The 20955-nt window shown below is 52.7% G+C and carries 17 protein-coding genes; all 17 read left to right on the top strand.

What is annotated here, in order from left to right:
• Positions 1–17 precede the first annotated feature (17 nt).
• A complete protein-coding gene (recG, locus tag ACEPSU_RS07440) occupies positions 18–2144 on the top strand; it encodes an ATP-dependent DNA helicase RecG (RefSeq protein ID WP_395323159.1) in 2127 nt (708 codons plus the stop codon).
• A gap of 13 nt (positions 2145–2157) precedes the next feature.
• A complete protein-coding gene (gene plsX, locus ACEPSU_RS07435; RefSeq protein ID WP_395320918.1) occupies positions 2158–3192 on the top strand; it encodes a phosphate acyltransferase PlsX in 1035 nt (344 codons plus the stop codon).
• A gap of 127 nt (positions 3193–3319) precedes the next feature.
• Positions 3320–3571 (top strand): acyl carrier protein, encoded by a 252-nt coding sequence (acpP, locus tag ACEPSU_RS07430; protein ID WP_020088992.1) that lies wholly within the window; start codon positions 3320–3322, stop codon positions 3569–3571.
• A gap of 360 nt (positions 3572–3931) precedes the next feature.
• Positions 3932–4627 carry a ribonuclease III gene (gene rnc, locus ACEPSU_RS07425; RefSeq protein ID WP_020088991.1) on the top strand — a complete coding sequence of 232 codons (696 nt, stop codon included), beginning with the start codon at positions 3932–3934 and terminating at the stop codon, positions 4625–4627.
• 12 nt (positions 4628–4639) lie between these two features.
• A complete protein-coding gene (gene smc / locus ACEPSU_RS07420; RefSeq protein WP_395323322.1) occupies positions 4640–8194 on the top strand; it encodes a chromosome segregation protein SMC in 3555 nt (1184 codons plus the stop codon).
• Positions 8194–9708 carry a signal recognition particle-docking protein FtsY gene (ftsY, locus tag ACEPSU_RS07415; RefSeq protein ID WP_395320915.1) on the top strand — a complete coding sequence of 505 codons (1515 nt, stop codon included), beginning with the start codon at positions 8194–8196 and terminating at the stop codon, positions 9706–9708. The genes smc and ftsY overlap by 1 nt, the downstream gene beginning before the upstream one ends.
• Before the next feature lie 315 nt (positions 9709–10023).
• Complete coding sequence (locus ACEPSU_RS07410) at positions 10024–10365, top strand: putative DNA-binding protein (protein ID WP_020088988.1); 342 nt, start codon at positions 10024–10026, stop codon at positions 10363–10365.
• 19 nt (positions 10366–10384) lie between these two features.
• Positions 10385–11848 (top strand): signal recognition particle protein, encoded by a 1464-nt coding sequence (gene ffh, locus ACEPSU_RS07405; RefSeq protein WP_020088987.1) that lies wholly within the window; start codon positions 10385–10387, stop codon positions 11846–11848.
• Positions 11849–11934: 86 nt separating this feature from the next.
• Positions 11935–12456, top strand: coding sequence for a hypothetical protein (locus tag ACEPSU_RS07400; protein ID WP_395320911.1), 522 nt, complete (start codon positions 11935–11937; stop codon positions 12454–12456).
• Between the two features lie 275 nt (positions 12457–12731).
• Positions 12732–15380 (top strand): cation-translocating P-type ATPase, encoded by a 2649-nt coding sequence (locus tag ACEPSU_RS07395; RefSeq protein WP_395345622.1) that lies wholly within the window; start codon positions 12732–12734, stop codon positions 15378–15380.
• A gap of 47 nt (positions 15381–15427) precedes the next feature.
• Positions 15428–16612 (top strand): ATP-binding protein, encoded by a 1185-nt coding sequence (locus ACEPSU_RS07390; RefSeq protein ID WP_395320909.1) that lies wholly within the window; start codon positions 15428–15430, stop codon positions 16610–16612.
• Between the two features lie 3 nt (positions 16613–16615).
• A complete protein-coding gene (locus tag ACEPSU_RS07385; protein WP_395320908.1) occupies positions 16616–17968 on the top strand; it encodes a DUF2201 family putative metallopeptidase in 1353 nt (450 codons plus the stop codon).
• The gene (locus tag ACEPSU_RS07380; RefSeq protein ID WP_395320907.1) at positions 17965–18261 is read left to right on the top strand and encodes a hypothetical protein; all 297 of its coding nucleotides are present in this window, start codon (positions 17965–17967) and stop codon (positions 18259–18261) included. The genes ACEPSU_RS07385 and ACEPSU_RS07380 overlap by 4 nt, the downstream gene beginning before the upstream one ends.
• Before the next feature lie 87 nt (positions 18262–18348).
• Entirely contained in the window at positions 18349–18624 is a 276-nt protein-coding gene (gene rpsP / locus ACEPSU_RS07375; RefSeq protein ID WP_020088982.1) for a 30S ribosomal protein S16, read from the top strand.
• 9 nt (positions 18625–18633) lie between these two features.
• On the top strand, positions 18634–18894 hold the full coding sequence (locus ACEPSU_RS07370) for a KH domain-containing protein (RefSeq protein WP_020088981.1): 261 nt from the start codon (positions 18634–18636) through the stop codon (positions 18892–18894).
• Between the two features lie 671 nt (positions 18895–19565).
• Positions 19566–20084: a ribosome maturation factor RimM gene (rimM, locus tag ACEPSU_RS07365; RefSeq protein WP_020088980.1), complete on the top strand. Its 519-nt coding sequence runs from the start codon at positions 19566–19568 to the stop codon at positions 20082–20084.
• Positions 20084–20863, top strand: a complete 780-nt coding sequence (gene trmD, locus ACEPSU_RS07360) for a tRNA (guanosine(37)-N1)-methyltransferase TrmD (RefSeq protein WP_020088979.1) — start codon at positions 20084–20086, stop codon at positions 20861–20863. The genes rimM and trmD overlap by 1 nt, the downstream gene beginning before the upstream one ends.
• Positions 20864–20955: the final 92 nt, after the last annotated feature.

Raw genomic sequence — 20955 nt, 5'->3', positions numbered from 1 at the left:
CCCGGTCCCCACAGCAGGTGGAATCCCTGACAGCCGCAGGTGAAGTAGAACGCCAGTTAACCACGAGATTAAATCAAAACAATAAAGATGGGAGGGGTGTCACGATGGTGAGTTTGAATGATTCGGTCAGTGAATTGGCCGGTGTTGGGCCAAAACGGGCGCAAGCGCTGAAGTCCTTGGACATTGAGAACGTTAACGACTTGTTGACCTACTTCCCGTTTCGTTACGAGGACTTGCAGGCCAAAGATCCTACTGAATTGACTGACCAAGCCAAAGTAACCTTAAAGGGTACCGTGGCCGCCGCTCCCGTGATTTCACGGTTCGGTCGGCGGAAGACACGACTGAACTTTCGGCTACTTCTCGACGAACACACGATTATTCCGGTCACGTTCTTTAATCAACCGTGGCTCAAGGATAAGTTGGAGGTCGGTAACGAGCTGGCCGTATATGGTCGTTTCGATGCCAAGCGGCAGAGCCTATCTGGTATGAAAATTATTGCCAGTACCGATGACGGAGGCGGCATGGGGTCGATTTACCCCGCCAATAAGGAAGTGCGTCAGGCCACCATTCAAAAGTTGGTTGAAAGTGCCTATGCCGCTTACGAGCCGGTTATTGTGGACCTGATCCCGGAGCCGCTGCGCGAGCAATATCGCTTGTTGCATCGTCGACAAATGATTCATGACATGCACTTTCCGGCGGGGGATGCCGCAGCTCAAGCGGCTCGGCGAACGGCCAAGTTTGAGGAGTTTTATCTCTTTGAAACACGCCTGCAAATTGTGAAGCAACAGGATCACACGCTTCACGGTCAGGCGCTGACCTATGACTTGCCCAAACTCAAAGACTTCATCGCCTCGCTACCGTATGAACTGACGGACGCTCAGAAACGAGTGGTCAATGAGATCTGCTACGACCTGAAGCGACCGGTCCACATGAACCGGCTCCTGCAAGGGGATGTGGGGAGTGGTAAGACCGTGGTGGCCGCCGTTGCCATGTACGCGGCCATCACCGCGGGGACGCAAGCCGCCCTCATGGCGCCAACGGAAATCTTGGCTGAACAACACGCGAATAATTTAGCGAAATTGTTCGCCGATTTTCCGGTCAATGTAGCCTTACTGACGGGAGCCACCAAGCCCGCCGCCCGCAAGACTTTGTTGCCGCAGATTGCCAACGGCGCCGTTAACCTGATTGTGGGGACGCACGCGCTGATTCAACCGGAAGTGGCCTACCACGACCTCGGCCTCGCCGTGGTCGATGAGCAACACCGCTTCGGGGTCAATCAACGGCAAGCATTACGTGAGAAGGGGCAACAACCCGACGTTCTGGCCATGACGGCGACCCCGATTCCCCGGACACTGGCGATTACCGCCTATGGGGAAATGGATGTCTCGGTCATCAACGAGTTGCCGGCTGGACGCCAACCCATCAAGACCTCGTGGATTCGCAGCAATCAGGTCGACAGCACACTCCGGCAGGTTAAGGCCGAGCTGAGTAGTGGCTCACAGGCCTACGTGGTAACACCGTTGATTGAAGAGTCGGAGGCCGTCGACATGAAGAATGCCGAGGCCATTTATGAACGTTTCAAGGAACAGTTCGAACCGACTTATAAGGTGGGATTGCTTCACGGTCGGATGAAAAATGATGAAAAGAATGCCGTGATGGATGCCTTCAAGGCCAACGAGTTCCAGGTCCTGGTCGCCACGACCGTGATCGAAGTTGGGGTTGATGTGCCTAACGCCACGGTGATGCTGATCTACGACGCCGATCACTTTGGCTTGGCGCAACTTCATCAGTTGCGTGGTCGTGTCGGTCGGGGGAAGAAGGCTTCCGCTTGTATCCTGATTGCGGACCCGAAGAATGAGCTGGCCGTCGAGCGGATGACGACCATGACCAGCACCAACGATGGCTTTGTTTTATCGCAAAAGGATTTGGAATTACGGGGTCCAGGTGATATTCTGGGTAAAAAGCAGTCTGGGGTGCCCGACTTCAAGGTTGGTGATCCTGTAGCCGACTTGAACATTTTGAGTGCGGCGCAACAGGCGGCTAAGGAAACGGTGGCTTCCCCCGATTGGGCGGATAAAGACGCCAACTTGGCGCTTGCCGCGTTCCTGAGCACGACAGCTCACCAGAACACCACCATGGATTAAAAGGAGACGAATTATGAAAATTGCCGTTGACGCAATGGGTGGCGATTACGCCCCCGCTGAAATTATCAAAGGTGTCGAATTAGCACGAGACGCTTACAGTGACGTTGAATTTTTAGTATACGGACAAGAAGAACAAGTGAAGCCGTTGATTCAAGACGATAGCCGCGTCACGCTGATGCCGGCCGCTGAGGTCATCACCATGGAGGACGAACCAGTCCGGGCCATTCGTCGGAAGAAGCAGTCGAGTATCGTCCTGGCAGCGAACGCCGTCAAGGATGGCGAGGCGGATGCCTTTTTCTCCGCTGGTAATTCCGGGGCTGTGTTGGCTGCTGGCTTGCTGATTGTTGGCCGAATCAAGGGCATCGATCGGCCAGGGCTGACCACAACGTTACCCGTCCTACGCAAGCCGGATCAGTCCAGCTTTGTGATGCTGGATGTGGGCGCCAATGCTGATACCAAGCCATTTAACGTCGTGCAATACGCTGTAATGGGCCAGTACTACGCACAATCGATCATGCACGTGAAGCAACCCCGCATTGGCCTGTTGAACAACGGGACCGAAGCCGACAAGGGTGACATGGCTCACCAGGCCATCTACCAAGCTCTGGCCAGCATCGACAGCATTAACTTTATTGGAAACGTTGAATCACGGGAACTCTTAAACGGGGCCGCTGATGTGGTTGTGACTGATGGGTTTACGGGAAATGCCACGTTGAAAGCCATTGAAGGGACGGCACTCTCCATGCTGAAGCTCATCAAGGGTGAAATCATGAGTGGTGGCCTGGGTGGTAAGATTGGGGCCAGCATGCTGAAGCCAGTCTTCAAGAATGTCCAGAGTGCTATGGATTACTCTCAATATGGTGGGGCCGTTCTGTTGGGCCTGAAGGCGCCAGTTGTGAAGACCCACGGCTCCAGCAAGGCACCGACCGTCAAGAACACGATCGGTCAAATTCGCGAATTGATCGAAACCAAGAGTGCTGATCAGTTGGTCAGCTACTTTGCCGATCACACCGACGAGATGGCGGCTTTGAAGGAATCCTTGAAGTAAGCGTCAAAGTCGTGGTGCCACGGGTCATTTCATACTAAAAATGGATTCGTGACCGATATTAATTTGCTAGACAAGGTCAGCCAAAACGGTTAGACTACTTATTGAATACTGTGAGCGAGGGATAGATATGACGAGAGCAGAAATTTTTGACAAGATTGCCGATATTATTGCCGATCGGTTCGAAACCGACCGGGACCAAATCAACGAACAGTTGAATTTTAAGAAGGACCTAGACGCCGACTCCATTGATTTCGTGGAATTCGTCTTGGAACTGGAAGATACGTTTAACGCGGAAATTTCCGACGAAGACGCCGAGAAATTGATGACCGTTGGCGAAGTGGTCGACTACATCGTGGCCCACCAAACCGAAGATAAATAACGATTGAGCGAGTCCGGGCCGCATTTCTTTGTCCCGGGCTTTTTCAATCAATTTAGAGAGTGCAGAACAAGGCGCTTAGGTCCCGAGCATTAACGTCATTAGGCACAAAATCCCGGGCCTGGGTTTTTGTCTAATGGGGTTAAGCGCAGGGACCTGCCTTGTGGCGCACGTGTCGGCAATATGAAATTAGGAAGGCTCCGAACCAGTCTCGTCAGTCAGAGAGCACAAATTGCTTGAGGTAGACGAAGGGCGATGGGGTGCCCTATATTATGTAGGGCCAATACAGTACCAGACCCAAACACAGACCCAAACACAGGCCCCAAGTACTTAACAGAACAACAGAAATGAGGGAATTAGCGCGTGATTGCTGGATTAAATCAAGAACTAAAAGATAACTTCGATATCCATTTTAAAGATCAATCCTTGCTAGATGAGGCGTTTACGCAGGCTTCTTACGTCAACGAACACCCCAATCAGGGACTCAAGTTTTATGAACGCATTGAATTTTTAGGGGATGCGGTCATGCAGTTGGTTGTATCCAACTACATCTTCCGACGGTACCCCAACATGCCGCAGGGACGGTTGACCCGGTTACGGGCAGCCATGGTGAATGAACAAAGCTTTGCTAGTTTTGCGCGTGAGTGTCACTTCGACCAGTACATTCGGTTGGGTCGGGGTGAAGAGAAGGCGCAAGCCCGGCAACGTGACTCCCTGTTATGTGATATTTTCGAATCGTTTATCGGGGCGTTGTACATGGATCAAGGCCTGGACAAGGTCGTGGGTTTCGTCACGACGGTCGTTTTCCCTAAGTTGGATGAGGGGCGTTTCGACGAGTTCTTTGATCACAAGACGGAATTACAGGAACTGGTTCAGAAGAACGGCTCCGTAACCATTGATTACCGCTTGCTAGACGAAGAGGGCCCCGACAACGATCGGGCCTTTGAAGTCGCCGTTTACGTGGACGATAAAAAATTGGGTGAGGGCCACGGCCACTCGAAGAAGCACGCCGAACAAAATGCGGCGCGCCACGCCCTGGAGAATTTGAAAACAGAGTAAGGATGACTAACGATGCGGCTAAAGACATTAGAAATTAGCGGGTTCAAGTCCTTCGCGGACAAGACCCGAATTGACTTTTTGCCGGGGATGACCGGCATCGTCGGCCCTAACGGTAGTGGGAAGAGTAATATTTCTGAAGCCGTGCGATGGGTTTTGGGGGAGCAATCAGCGAAGAGTTTACGGGGGAGTAAGATGCCTGACGTGATCTTTGCTGGGTCCGCCGACCGGCACCCACTGAATCGTGCGGCGGTGGCAATCACATTGGATAACAGTGACCACTACTTGAAGAGCGACTACACGGAACTAACAATCAGCCGCATCCTGTACCGGTCCGGCGAGAGTGACTATCAGATCAACGGGCAGAACTGTCGGTTGCGTGATATTACGGAGCTATTGATGGATTCGGGAATGGGACAAGACTCGTTTTCAATCATTTCACAGGGACGGGTCGAGGCAATTTTCAACAGTAAACCTGAGGATCGACGGAACATCGTCGAGGAAGTTGCCGGTGTTTACAAGTATCGTAAGGATAAGGAAAAGGCCCAACGTGAGCTGGAAGAGACCATGGCGTATCTGCATCGGGTTGAGGATATCGTGGCCGAGCTTGAGGGTCGCTTGGAACCTTTGGAAGAACAGAGTAGCTTGGCTGAGGACTATCTGGACCAGCAGAAGAAGTATGCGCTGTTGGAAAAGACGCAACTGGTTCGGCAGCTTCATGCGGAATTAGACCAAAAGGGTTCTGCGGACGCGGCAGTCAAGGAAAAGCAGCAATTAGTTGCCGACCATCAGACCGCCGAACGCGACCAGACGGCGACGGTTCAGACGCTCAAACAACGTCAAACGGCGTTGCTAGCCAAGAAAGATGACCTGCAGGCGAAGCTGGTTGCGGCCACCCAGAAGGTTGAACAATGTCAGGGACAGGTGAATCTGTCCGGCGAACAACAACGCCACCAAGACGAGCAACGTCAGGCAACCACGGATCAACGCCAACAGTTGCGGCGTGAAATAGCGTCGAACCAGGAACAGTTGGCAACGACCGAACGGACCTTAAAGGATTTAACGGCAGCCATGACGACGGCCGAGGCAGAGATTCGTGAGCTGACCAAAGCCACGGCCCCCAAGACGTTGCGTGACCTGCGCGCTAAGTTGGAACAACTGCGAACAACCTATTTCGATCAGAAACAGAGCGTTGCCAACTGGCGGAATCAGCGGCAATATATTCAGCAGAATCAGGAACGGTTACTCCAGCAAGGCGAACGAGTCGCCCGTCAATTAGTCGATTTACAGGCAACGGAAAAGGCGGCTCAGGCCAAGGTTGATGCGGCCACCGAAGCGGCGACAACGCACAAGTCCGAGCTAAATGCGGCGGAGCAGGCGCTCGACACCGAGGCTGGTCAGTATCAGCAACAACAACAGACTTATCAGCAGTTGCAACACAATTGGCAGGCCGCGTTGGAAGTCTATCAACGGGCGCAGACCAAGGCGGCGAGCCAACAGGCGGCTTCAGCTGAGTACGGCGGCTTCTACCAAGGTGTGCGGGCTATTCTCAAGAAACGCCAACGGTTCACCGGCCTCTTAGGGGCGGTCTCGGAGTTGTTGGATGTCCCAGAACGCTATACGGCAGCCGTTGAATATGCACTGGGCGGTCAGCTCCAGCAGGTGGTCGTGGATAACGAGACGACGGCAAAGACCGCAGTCGGTTATCTGCGTCAGCAACGTGCTGGCCGGGCGACCTTCCTACCATTGACGGCCATTCATGGGCGTCAGGTTGACCGGACGACGCGGCAGAATTTGCAGTCGCTGACCGGTTTTCTAGGGATTGGGAGCGAACTGGTCAAGATTGACGACCGGGCCACCAATATTTTAGAGTACCTGTTGGGGACCACGATCTTTGCGGCCGACCTCGACACGGCGGTGGCGATTAGTCAGCAGATTCATCACCGTTATCGGGTGGTCAGTCTGGCCGGTGACGTGGTCAGTGCCAGCGGGGCCATTACCGGGGGACAAGCGCGGCAGACTCACAGCAGCGTGCTCCGGCAACAACAGGATCTCCAGCAGTTACAGGATTCAATTGCTAAGATGAAACCACAGTTACAAGAACAAGAAGCCAAGATTAAGGCGACCAGAGCCACCATGCTGGCGAGTGAACAGCGGAGTCAGACACTGCAGGCGACCATTAATCGGCTACAACCGCAGTGTCGGCAACTGGACGATGACTTGGCCAGTGCCCAAACCGCGCTGTCCCAAGCCAGTCGGCAGGTCAAAGCGGCCCAGTTGGATATCGACCAGGCGAAGAATGCTGGGGATGACCAACAGGATGCTCACTTGGCGGAGCAGATTTTGACCGGTGAGAAGCAGATTACAGCGACCGAGGCGCAGGTCCAGACCGTCCAGAAACAGATTGAGACGGTGACGGCCGAACAGACGACTAAGCAAGCGCAACTCTCTGAGAAGCAGGCTTGGCAGGCTGGGGCTAAGGAACGCCAGCAACAGCAACGGACGACCTGCGCGGATCTGAAACACCACATTGAGGCGGCTGAGCAACAAGTCAAAACGCTGACCACTGATTTGAAACAGTTGGATCAACAGGAGGCGTTGACGCCGGCCGAAGCTGAGACGCAGTTGAAACAGGCACAGGCCGATCGGGAAACTATCGACCACGAGCTGGCTGCCAGCAACGAAACATTGACCACGGTCAACGATCAATTGGCAGCGGCTGAGGACGCAAATCAGCGGACTAGTGGGCTGCTGCAACTGGCCAACGACGACCTGCAACAGGCGCAGGTCAAGCAGACCCGGTTAGCCGCGTTGATCGACCAGCAACAGAACCAACTTTCTGAGAAGTACCAGCTGAGTCTAGCCGGGGCTGAGAAGGAAGTTAGCGACCTGCCCGATACCGAGTTGGCCGTGCAGTTGAAGCTCTTGAAGCGGGGGCTGGATGAGATTGGAACGGTCAACGTGAACGCCATCGCCGAGTACAAAGAGGTTCGTGAGCGTTACGACTTTTTGACCCAGCAACGCGATGACTTACTCACGGCCCGTGATCAGTTGACCACGAGCATGGATGAGCTTGATGGCCAGGTCAAACGGCGATTCAAACAGAGCTTTGATCAGATTGCTGAGAAATTTGCGGCGACGTTCAAACAGATGTTTGGTGGTGGCAAGGCCGAACTAGTCTTGACGGACCCACACGATCTGTTGACCACGGGAATTGATATCATGGCCCAGCCACCGGGCAAGAAGTTCCAGAACATGGGCCTCCTTTCCGGGGGTGAACGCGCCCTGACGGCAATTACGCTATTATTTGCGATTTTACAGGTACAACCCGTACCATTCTGTATTTTGGATGAAGTGGAAGCGGCGCTGGATCCGGCCAACGTGACCCGGTTCGCTCGCTACATTCATCAGTTCCAGGATCAGACTCAGTTCATCGTGATCACCCACCGGCAAGAGACGATGGTTCAAGCCGATATCTTATACGGGGTGACGATGCAGGAGTCCGGCGTTTCCAAGATGGTCGCCGTAGATCTGGATAAACAAACCACGACGGAAGGGAAGCAATCCTAATGGGATTATTTGATATTTTTCGGCGCCGGGCCAAAAAGGAACCGGAAAGCCAAGCGCCAGAATCAACGGCACCAACCAGCAGTGCTGAAACACCAGTAAGCGCTGTGGCCGCACCAACCAGTGAGGCAGTAACTGCCGAATCGAGCAGCGCTGTCGACGGTAGTGCCGCTAGTTCAGCAAGTGCTGAAGCGAAAACACCAGCGTCATCAACGGCAACGTCAGATGAGGCGCCCGTTACTAGTAGTGCAGCTTCAGAGCCAGAATCAGCCGCTGAGAAAGCTACGACTACTGAGACTGAAAGCACCAGCGAAGCAACACCGACCCCTGACAGTGCGGCTAGTGAAACTGCGGTAACGCCAGCCGAAGCAACACCGGAGTCAGCAGTAGCATCCGTTTCCGAAGCGACACCAGCAGAAGAGACGGCCGAACCGGATTCCGTAGCGAGTGCTACCACGGAACCAGCAGCCACTGAGGCGACAACGTCTGAAGCCCCAGCAACGGCTGAACCGGCCACGACTGAGAACCCAGTACCCGCTGAATCCGCCGACCAACCAGTTAGCGACGAACAGCTCTACGACAAGGGGTTAGAGAAGACCCGGCACACGTTTGGTGAACGGCTGAACGCTTTGCTGGCGAACTTCCGCCACGTCGATGAGAGCTTCTTCGATGACTTGGAAGAGACACTGATTGGTGCCGATGTTGGGTTTGACATGGCCGTGAAGCTCAGCGATGAGTTGCGCGACGAGGTTAAGCTCCAGAACGCCAAGAAGTCTGCCGATGTGCAGAATGTGGTGGTCGAGAAGCTGGTCGAGATTTACGATGCGGCCGGTAACGATGAAAGCACCGCGCTGAACATGGCCAAGGAAGGCCCAACCGTGATCCTCTTTGTCGGGGTCAACGGGGTTGGGAAGACCACGACCATTGGGAAGATGGCCAACCGCTATCACCAGGCCGGCAAGAAAGTGCTACTGGCTGCGGCCGATACCTTTAGAGCCGGGGCCACGGAGCAACTCGATGTCTGGGCCAAACGGGCGGATGTTGATATCGTGACGGGGAAGCCACAATCTGACCCGGCCGCTGTCGTTTTCGATGCCGTACGTAAGGCTAAGGAAGAGGATTACGATATTCTCTTCGTGGATACGGCTGGGCGTTTGCAGAACAAGGTCAACTTGATGAATGAGTTGGCCAAGATGAAGCGGATCATCACCCGTGAAATTCCAACGGCTCCTCACGAAGTTTTACTGGTGCTGGATGCAACGACTGGGCAGAACGCGTTGACGCAGGCCAAGTTGTTCAAGGAATCCACCGACGTGACGGGAATCGTTCTGACCAAGTTGGATGGGACCGCCCGTGGGGGAATCGTGTTGGCCATTCGCAACGAGCTCCACGTACCTGTGAAGTTTATTGGACTGGGCGAACAGATCTCAGACTTGCGGCCATTTGACCCGAATGAGTTCGTTTACGGCCTGTTCAAGGGCCTGATCGATGTGAAGGCTTTGGAAAAATCGCGTTAAATTTAAATTTTAAACGAAAGCTGGGTGACCTTGACCGTTGTAACGGCTGGGGTTGGCTAGCTTTTTACGTTAGGATTCTTTTTACGGGAGATATCAAACGCCAAAGAACTTGAAAATTTTTATTTTCAGCACGTAAAGAACGCGAAAAAAATTGACGAAACCGCTAAAAATCGGTACTCTAGTAGAGTGTGTAAGTGCGTGGATGGGTCCCGTCATATTTTCCAAATGTGTGAAGCGTTCCCGGTAGACCGGCAACGGCAGTCGGGGATGGTGATGATCCAGTAAGCGCGGTGTAACTATCTGGGAGGACCAATCATGGAAATTGAAAAAAATTATCGAATTAATTCCTTATTTGCGTTCTACCAGCCGTTGTTGACCGCAAAGCAGAATAATTATATGCAGCTGTACTACGGCGATGACTACTCCCTGGGTGAAATTGCCGAGGAATTCAACGTGAGCCGGCAGGCGGTCTATGACAACCTACGGCGGACGGAAAAGATCCTCGAAGATTACGAGGGCAAGCTTCATCTTTATCAAGAATTTACGGCTCGTAACCAACAGGCCGATGAGATTCAGGCATACGTGGCGGATAATTACCCCAAGGACGCCAAGCTCAACCGGTTAGTTGCGGGACTTGAAAATCTAGAAGAACAATGAAAGTTAGGTGGCAATACGAATGGCGTTTGAAGGATTAACTGAACGACTGCAAAACGCAATGCGCAAACTTCGCGGGAAGGGGAAAGTCTCCGAAAGTGATCTGCGCGAAACCATGCGTGAAATTCGGCTAGCATTACTGGAAGCCGACGTTAACTTTACCGTAGTCAAGGACTTCGTGAAGCAGGTCCGTGACCGGGCAATGGGTGCCGATGTGCTGGAAGGGTTGAACCCCGCCCAACAGATCGTCAAAATCGTTGATGAAGAATTAACGAAGACCATGGGGGAAGAAGCCGTTCCCCTGAACAAGTCCGACAAGATTCCAACGATCATCATGATGGTTGGGCTTCAAGGGGCCGGGAAAACGACGACTGCCGGGAAATTAGCCCGGAAGTTGAAGGAAGAAGAAAATGCCCGTCCTTTGATGATTGCCGGGGATATTTACCGGCCAGCTGCCATTGAGCAGTTGGTTCAGGTCGCCCAAGGCATCGACGTTCCCGTCTTCCAACTGGGGACTGACGTGGACCCCGTGGAAATCGTGCGGCAAGGGTTAGCCCAAGCTGAAGCGGACCACAACGACTACATCATTATCGATACCGCCGGTCGTTTACAGATCGACGAACAGTTGATGGACGAATTGGCCAAGATCAAAGCTTTAGCCCATCCTGATGAAATCTTACTGACGGTTGATGCCATGACTGGGCAAAATGCCGTGGCCACCGCCGAAGGGTTCAACGACAAGCTGGACGTCACCGGGGTTGTACTGACTAAGTTAGATGGCGATACCCGTGGTGGGGCCGCACTGTCCATTCGGGCCGTGACTGGTAAGCCAATCAAGTTCATTGGTCAAGGTGAAAAGATGTCTGATCTGGACGTCTTCCATCCCGACCGAATGGCGTCACGTATCCTGGGTATGGGGGACATGCTTTCCCTGATTGAAAAGACCCAGAAGGAATACGATGAAAAGCAAGCCCAAGAACTGACCGAAAAGATTCAGGAAAATTCGTTTGATTTCAACGACTTCCTGGACCAAATCGCGCAGATTCAAAAGATGGGACCCATGGATGAAATCATGAAGATGATTCCAGGGATGGCCAACAATCCCGCACTGAAGAATGCTCAGATGGACCCTAAGGATATGGAACACTTGAAGGCCGTCGTGTATTCCATGACGCCACAAGAACGGACCAATCCTGACCTCTTGAATCCTTCCCGTCGCCGGCGGATTGCCGCTGGTTCCGGTCGTCCCATCCATGAAGTGAACCGGATGATCAAGCAGTTCAACCAGATGAAGAAAATGATGAACCAGGTTTCCAAGGGGAACATGTCTGGGATGGAACAAATGATGGGCGGCTCTGGTATGGGTGGCATGGGCGGTGGCGCCGGTATGGGCCGCATGCAGAAGATGGCCATGAACCGGATGTCCCGTCAGATGAAGAAGAACAAGAAGAAGCGTCTCAAGAGTAAGAAGAAGCGCCGGAAATAGTGGTAATTGAATCGAAAATATTTTAAAATTTGAGCAGAAATTTATTGTGTTCTTAAGTGAATTGCTGAAAGTATAAGGGAAAATTTTTGGAAGTAACGAAACAAGTTGCTTTTAGAAATTTTCCTTTTTTTCAAAAGGTATTGAAAAAAACAGAGAACTATATCATAATGAAGATGTTGAGTAGTCAAAGCTTAACGAGAGAAGGAAGGAAGGGAATTTATTTGCGGATACAAATGCGTTTATCTCAAGAGGCACGAGTTATTATTAGCGAACAAAAATTAAAAAGTTTGCGTACAGGAATTAGCAAAACTTCGGGTGAAGTAGTGGATGATATCTTTGCAATGGTTAAAGATAAGAGTAATATCAGCTGGAAATATATTCGTGAGTCTCCAGAATATAAGGAAGTTTTAGCGAACTACAAGATGGTTAATCCGACAACTCTCAATTTAAGCGATCAGACAATTAACGATATTGAGAATCTTAGGGAGGTTTTTAATAAAGACAAGGATTTGGCTGTCAAGAGGACGGTATATCGATCCTTCATCATTCGAATGGTCTTGAAAGCATACAAAATGAAGACTTTGAAAGCACAGAAAAAGCAGCCATGAAGTGTTACAAGATTTTCAGGTAGACGCCGGGAGATTTATCCGGTATACTGTCCCTAAAGCAATTCATAAGGGAGTAACTAGCAGGAAACTCTGCGGCAATATCGTCAGCAAGAAGCCAATCCGGTATTGTCTTAAATAGTGAGACTTATGTGTGTTCACAAATTTTTGTGTGCATGCGTAGGCCTCATTTTTTTAACCTCATTTAGTGATGATCGTTAATCATTATCGTGGGTTAAGCAAGTGAGGTCGGCGCACACCATAGGAGGAAATGGAAAATGGCAAAAGTCCCAATTTACCAGCAACCCGTGTCCACTATTTACCAGTCACTGCAGACTGATGCGCAGGGTTTAAGCGCAACGACTGCACAGGAGCGGCTGGCGCAGAACGGCAAAAACGCGTTGAATCAACAGAAAACAACGTCACTCTTGCAGAAGTTTATCGCACAATTCAAGGATTTCATGATCATCGTCTTGCTGGTCGCGGCATTGATTGCTGGGCTGACGGGTGAAGTCGTTGATGCCGTAATCATCCTGATTGTGGTCGTGTTAAACGCCATCTTCGGGGTGTTTCAGGAGGCTAAGGCCGAGGAAGCCATCAATGCCTTAAAGGAAATGTCGGCTCCCAACGCCACCGTGCGCCGGGGCAACGTGGTCACAACCGTCAAGAGTGATGAGCTGGTGGTTGGTGACATCGTATTACTAGAAGCCGGCGATATCATCCCCGCGGATCTGCGGTTGGTCGAGGTGGGCTCACTCAAGGTTGAGGAGTCCGCGTTGACCGGGGAATCCGTGCCGGTTGAAAAGCGTGACGGTGTCTTGACGGGCGATGACTTGCCCATTGGAGACCGGGCCAACATGGCGTTCATGAACAGTAACGTCACGTATGGTCGGGCTACCGGGGTCGTCATCGCGACTGGGATGCAAACGGAAGTCGGCCGGATCGCTGGTATGATTGAAGCCGCCGATGAGACGACCACGCCATTGCAGGCCAACCTGACGCAACTCGGAAAGTCCCTGACGATTCTAATTCTAGTGATTGCGGCCATCGTCTTTGCCATGGGAATGTGGCGGCAGGCTGAAACCCTGATCGACATGTTACTGACGGCGATTTCCTTAGCCGTTGCGGCGATTCCAGAGGGGCTACCCGCCATCGTCACGATTACCTTGGCCTTGGGAACCCAGCGAATGGCTAAGCGTCACGCCATTGTGCGGAAATTACCGGCCGTAGAAACGTTGGGAAGTACCGATATCATCGCTTCCGATAAGACGGGGACACTGACGCAAAACAAGATGACCGTTGAAAAGGTTTACCAGGGTCTAAAGCTGGTCGACGCCCACAGCCTGGATTTTGAGCGAGATAACCTGTTGGCCCAGACCATGATTCTCAGTAACGACACTAAGATTACGGCTGAGGGCCTGGCTGGTGACCCCACGGAGACGGCATTGGTTCAATACCAGATGGATCGAAACTATCCGGTTGATCAAGTCTTAACTGACCGGCCGCGAGTGGCAGAAATCCCCTTCGATTCCGAGCGGAAGTTAATGTCGACCGTTCATCCTTTAGCCGATAATCAATTCTTGATTGCCGTCAAAGGTGCGCCGGATGAGCTGCTGAAATGCATCACTCAGATTGCTAAGAACGGCCAGGTGACCACGTTAACGGCCGCCGACCGCGAGACCATTTTATCGGCGAATCACGAGATGGCGACGCAAGCATTGCGGGTCTTGGCGTTTGCCTACCGCATTGTCGATGCTATTCCTAATGATATGACCAGCGCCAACGTGGAAAATGATCTGGTCTTTGCCGGAATGGTGGGGATGATTGACCCTGAGCGACCAGAAGTCGAACAAGCTGTGGCCGATGCTAAGTCGGCCGGGATTCGCCCACTGATGATCACGGGGGACCACCGGGATACGGCGGCCGCCATTGCCACGCGTTTGGGGATTATCGAGGAGGGTGAAACCGCTGCGGTGATTACCGGGGCGGAATTGGACGAAATGGACGACGCAACCTTTGCCAAGAAGGTCAAGGATTACGCCGTTTATGCGCGAGTTGCACCGGAGCATAAGGTGCGTATCGTGAATGCTTGGCAGAAACATGGTAAGGTCGTTGCGATGACCGGTGACGGGGTCAACGATGCTCCAGCATTGAAGGCCGCCGATATTGGGATTGGCATGGGGATCACGGGAACAGAAGTGTCTAAGGGGGCCAGTGATATGGTGCTGGCCGACGATAACTTCTCGACAATCGTGGTTGCCGTTGAGGAAGGACGGAAAGTCTTTGCTAACATTCAAAAGGCCATTCAGTATCTGCTATCCGCCAACCTGGGGGAAGTCCTGACGCTGTTCATGATGACCATGTTGGGTTGGCAAATTCTGGCACCGGTCCACATCCTCTGGATCAACTTGGTGACCGACACCCTGCCAGCGATTGCGCTGGGGGTTGAGCCGATGGAACGTAACATTATGAAGCAACCGCCGCGGGGTCGAAAGTCTAACTTCTTCTCCGGCGGGGTGCTGGGTGGTATTCTCTATCAGGGGCTGTTGGAAGGCACCATCACGCTGTTTGTTTACTGGATGGCAATCACGTATCCCGTTCATGCAGCCGCCAACTTGGCCCATGCCGACGCTTTGACCATGGCATTTGCCACGTTAGGTTTGATTCAACTCTTCCACGCCTTTAACTCCAAGTCGATCCATGGGTCGATCTTCACGGTCGGCTTGTTCCGGAACAAGTTCTTTAACTGGGCGATCGTCATTGCCTTTGCACTGTTAGCCATGACGATTCTGATTCCGGGCTTAAACGGCATGTTCCACGTGGCACACTTGGATCTGTTCCAATGGGCCATCGTCTTGGGTGCTTCATTCATGATGATCGTCATTGTGGAAATCGTTAAATTCTTTCAACGCCGCGTGGTAAAATAATGGTAATCGTTATTTTACAGAATGTGATCTGAAGGGGTGTGAAGGTAGTGGCCTTAACGTATCAAGCGTGTTTGCAAGCAACCAACGTCGTCGTAGCGAGTGGAAGTGTGCCCACCATCGTGGGTGAAGCGGGGATTGGAAAATCCGCGTTAGTCGCGGACCTGGCCCGTCAGCGCCATGCCAAGTTATTTACGACGGTCGTCAGTTTAGTGGAAAAGGGGGATCTGGTGATTCCTGTGCCACCACTGACGAGTGATTCCTTTGTCCAGACCGAAAAGTATGGGTCACTAGCCGATGTGCAATTCGGCTATTCGCACACCCTGGTCGCCATGATTCGTTACGCCGAGGCCCATCCAGATCAGGAGATCATCTGGTTTTTGGATGAATTTAACCGGGGAACGCAGGCGGTTCAGAGTGAGCTGATGAACCTTGTGCTGCAACGGCAAATCAATACGTTGACGCTACCGAAACAGGTCCACCTGATCCTTGCGGAGAATCCTGATGCGACCATGGCCGGTTTCGAGCAGAGTCGCTACGGCGTGACCCCCGGAGATGCAGCGATTGCTGACCGGACGACGCGGCTCGTCTTAACGGCGGATGCCACGACTTGGTTGGCCTGGGCGACGCAGACGAGCGCTGGGCAGCCACGGATTCACCCGCTGGTCACAGCCTATCTAGCGGAAAATCCCGCCGATCTGCACGTGGTCGCGACGACCAATGCTATGGCGGATGATGACCTGCAACCGACACCCCGTGCCTGGGAGCGGGTTTCACAAGCCTTACACGAACTAGAGCAGCAACGACTCCTGAGTCAAACGGCGGTCGTGGCGGCCATCATGCAAGGAAACTTGGGGATGACGGTCGGCACGGCTTTTGCCGGTTACGTGCAGGAACAACGGCCGGGATTGACCGTTGACCAAGCGTATACGACAGCCGATGCGGTGGCCGTCTTCAAGGCGCTAGCACCCGCGCAGCAGCAACAAATTTTGCGACTGTGTTTGGCCGCCAATGCCGCGGAATGGCCCTTGACGACGGGGAGTACGGCCCAACGGTTCAGCGAATTGTTAGCCGCCTGTCCTGCCGATGGTCAGTTTGCGATTGCTCAGCAGCTGGCGGAGGAACCAGATCTGTTGGAACAGTTAGCGGCTGTGACGGCGACAACGCCCGGTGTGGCGCAGTTGTACCAGCAGTTAACGACGATTGGCCAGCGTGGTAGTCAGATCGAGGTGTAGGCGATGACCAGTTTAACGCAGGATTTGAAGCGGTTGGCTACGGTGCCGCTGGCTGATCAGCGGTCGCAGACTCAGAAAGTCTATCGTAATGCGGTCATGGCGTTATTACAAACGGATCCCTTCTACGGCCACGTGCTCAGTCAGCTGACGCTAGAGGTTGGTCAGGGGCGTACGCCGTTAGAGTTACGGCCAACGACCACTGATTGGCGACTACGATTGAATTCTGATGCCATAGCTAAACAGAGTTGGACCGGAGCGCAGTGGGTAACGATGCTCCGACACACGGTACTACACTTGCTGTGGCAACATCCGCAACGGTACGCCGCTGCGCTACAGACACCGGCGCAGGCCGGATTAGTGCGGTGGGCGACGGACGCTGCGGTCAATGACTATCTGACCGATTTACCGGCGCAAGCAATTACCAGTCAAAAGCTCCAGCAGCTGATTGGGCAACCGGTCTTGCGGCAACAGGATTCGGCCGTTTATTTTCAACAATTGCGTCAATGGCGGGCCAAGCAACACGTCTCGACACAGCCTAAACCGGCTGGTGGACCGGCACATCCGGGAACCGAAGTGGCCCACCTGACCGCCACCGAAGGGACTGAGCCGACCGATTTGGACGGCCACACGACCTGGGGCCAGGCAGACGCTACCGCCGCAGCTAATCGCGAACAGTGGCGTCAACAGCTCTTCCAACACACGGCGGACACCTTGACGGCCAAGCAACGAGGAACGCTCCCTGGGGCCGTTCAGGCGGCTCTGACGCCTACGATGGCCGAGCATCCGCTAGATTGGCGAGCTTTGCTCAAACGGGGACTGGGACAGGTGCCAGCGGGGCGCCAGCCGGCATTTGGACGATTCAATCGTCGACAACCGGCGCGAATGGAGCTCCCCGGACAGATTGTGACGACTTGGCAGAAGATTTCGGTCTTTGTTGACGAGTCTGGGTCGATGGGTAACCGCGAGATTAGCTACCTACTGGGGCAGATGGCCGCGTTATTAGCCGTTTATCCTGCCCAGGTGACCGTTTACCCCTTTGACACGGTTGTGGACCCCAGTAAGAGCTTTGACCTACAGCGACGTCCTCAGCGCCTCACACGGACGGGCGGAGGTGGCACGCGGTTCCAAGCGGTCTTCGATGTCTTGCCCCGGCTTCTGCAGGGGGCGAGTGGTCAGCTGGTCATTATTTTGACGGATGGCTATGGTGAACGCCACTTGAAGCCAACGTTACCGGTACCCGTGATCTGGTTGCTGACGAGTCCCGTCGCGGCATTCTCAGTCGAGTCGGCTCCCGGTACCGTGGTCAGTCTAACGGCTGATCCGCAATGGCAAGCGATAAGGAGGGAAAAGTCGTGACCCAACAATTAACGGCGGCCGAGTTACGGTCGTTGATCAAGCAAACGGCCCCGTATCGCAATGCTCACGCCATATTGGCTGACGAGTGGGGTGCACGGGCCCAAGAGAATCCGTTGTTCCAAGCGCCGATTACCGTAGCCGACCTCCAGTTTGCCAAGGATCTGCAGGCAGCAGGGGTGAGTCCGGTAAAATTAGAGTTCGACGATTACGGGGCCGTTCAGCGGTGGATTGCCGCAAATCAACAGTATTTAACCCCGAATGATCGGGCCTGGTTACAGCGTCCTTTCGATTAATTTCGAGGTGTAAAGAAAAAACCCTTTACATCATATCCATAAACTGGTATATTATTACACGTTGAAAGAAATACAGGAGGTGTCTACATGTCAGTTAAGATTCGTTTAAAGCGGATGGGTTCTAAGAAGCGCCCATTCTACCGGATTGTGGTTGCCGACTCACGGAGTCCTCGTGATGGTCGTTTCATCGAACAAGTTGGAACGTACAATCCAGTTACCCAACCTGCTTCAATTACGTTGAAGGAAGAATCTATCATGAACTGGTTGAACAACGGTGCTCAACCTTCAGATACGGTTAAGACTTTACTCTCCAACGCTGGTATCATGAAGCAATACCACGAAGCTAAATACACTAAAAAGTAGTGATTAGCCATGACCGATTTTAAGGCATTAATTCTAGCAATTGTTAGCCCACTTGTGGAACATCCCGAAGCTTTGGTGGTAACACCTCAGGAGACGGACCGGTTCTACGAATATCGGTTAACCGTTCATCCGGACGATATCGGTCGGGTGATCGGTAAACAAGGCCGCGTGGCGCAGGCGATTCGTACGATCGTCTATAGCGTTCGCGTTCAAGGCAATAAACGGGTACGACTCATCATTGATGACCGCCCGGCAAAGACTCTCGAGTGAGGCGGCAACGTTTCCTCGAGTTTTTTTGTACCCCAAACTAAGAGTTACGTTAAACGGCTGACTGTTCGCCTGCGGTTGCCAGAGATTCTGCCTGCTGTGGGACCGCCGAAAGCCATAGAGCGGTCTTTCGGCTCGATTTGAAGCCGTGAAGAGTCACACGTCTCCAAATGCGTCCCGTGGCGCTAGCCGAAAAACATCAGCTAGCACCACTGTCACGGCTGGCGCCATCTCTGGCCTCCTCCGGCTAAGATAGTCGCGTTAATGTGACGACTGGTTTGGACGTAAACTGGTGGGAAACGGTGCTAGTAGTGGTAAAATACCACTGCGGTAATCCGTAGTTTTGTCGTGATCGGTTATGGGGGTCATTCAATTTAAATGATTTCTGAGTTGAGTAGACAGTTAAATTTGGTTAAAGCAATGTCAGCCGTGAGGGCGGTGAAAATAAACTCAGCCGTGGGAATTCTCTTAGCGACTTGTCGCTTAGAGAATTGGTGACTTTGAAACTCGGTTCTCAGAGGTTCAAAGCAAGTTCCGAGACCGCTCTGTGGCTCGGGACGTCCGCCCACCGCGTTCCGGTTTATTTTCACCGCCCGGTAAGGCGAATTAGTATAACTAGATAACTGAGTTAAAAATATAAAATAATCATTTTAAAAAATAGGGAGGCCAATTAGATGGCATATTACACAGTCGGGACCATCGTGAACACGCATGGTATCAAGGGTGAGGTCCGCGTTATGGCAATCACCGATTTTCCAGAGAGTCGTTTTGCGGTGGGCTCAACGCTTTACGCCTTTCAGAAGGGCCAGTCCAAGCCCGTTAAATTGACGATTGCTTCCGAACGGCCCCACAAGAACTTTTACTTATTAAGCTTTGAGGGTAAACCGTCAATCAATGATGTTGAAATCTATAAGCAAAGCACGTTGAAGGTGACGGATGACCAATTACAACACGATAAGTTACAACCTGGCGAGTACTACTACCACCAAATCGTGGGCTTAGATGTTGTGACGGTCGATGGCGAAGAGTTGGGGACCATCAAGGAAATTCTGTCGCCCGGCGCCAATGACGTTTGGGTCGTTGACCGTCCTGGCAAGGACGATCTGTTACTGCCGAAGATTGACCAGGTGGTTAAAAATGTTGACTTGGATCAACACCAAGTCACGGTTGAATTAATGGAGGGACTCGAGTAATGCGAATCGATGTGTTAAGTCTATTTCCGGATATGTTTTCCGGGCCAATGCACGACTCCATCGTGGGGAAGGCGATTGAAAATGGCCATCTAACCATGCCAGTCACCAATTTCCGAGATTACTCGACTAACAAGCACGGCAATGTCGATGACTACCCCTTTGGTGGGGGTGCTGGGATGCTGCTCCAACCGCAACCGATCTTTGATGCCGTTAAGGCTACGGAAGAACAGGCGGCGGCTGAAGGCTTGCCTAAGGGCCGGGTAATTTTGATGGACCCAGCTGGCGTCACGTTCAATCAACACGTCGCCGAAGAATTTGCCCATGAGGAACACTTAACCTTCCTGTGTGGCCATTACGAGGGCTATGACGAGCGTATTCGCTCGCTCGTGACGGATGAGGTCTCCCTGGGGGACTTTGTGCTGACAGGGGGAGAATTGGCCTCTATGGTGATGATCGATGCCACGGTGCGGCTATTACCCGGTGTACTTGGCAATGAAGAGTCTGCGCCCGGTGATTCCTTTTCTTCAGGATTGCTGGAATATCCGCAATACACGCGGCCAGCTGATTTTCGCGGCATGAAGGTGCCCGACGTTTTGATCAGTGGAAATCACGGTAAGATTGACGAATGGCGGCAAAAAGAGGCGTTACGACGGACTTACACGCGGCGCCCCGACCTCATTGATCACAGCAAGTTGACCAAGGAACAGAAGCATCTGCTGGCCGATGTGCGGATTGAAGAGGAAGAACGGCAGGCTGCTGAGCAGGAGTCAAGAAAATAACCTTTACAGGTATTTCGAGATATGATACACTTACTTTTGGCTGTTTAGCCACAGAAACAACATTCCGCTGTCGAAACTGAGAATGAATGTTG

It is taken from the genome of Levilactobacillus parabrevis (genome assembly GCF_044051715.1).
Classification (GTDB): domain Bacteria; phylum Bacillota; class Bacilli; order Lactobacillales; family Lactobacillaceae; genus Levilactobacillus; species Levilactobacillus parabrevis.
Note: the sequence above shows the minus strand (reverse complement) of the source record. Positions and strands in the feature narration are given on the sequence as shown.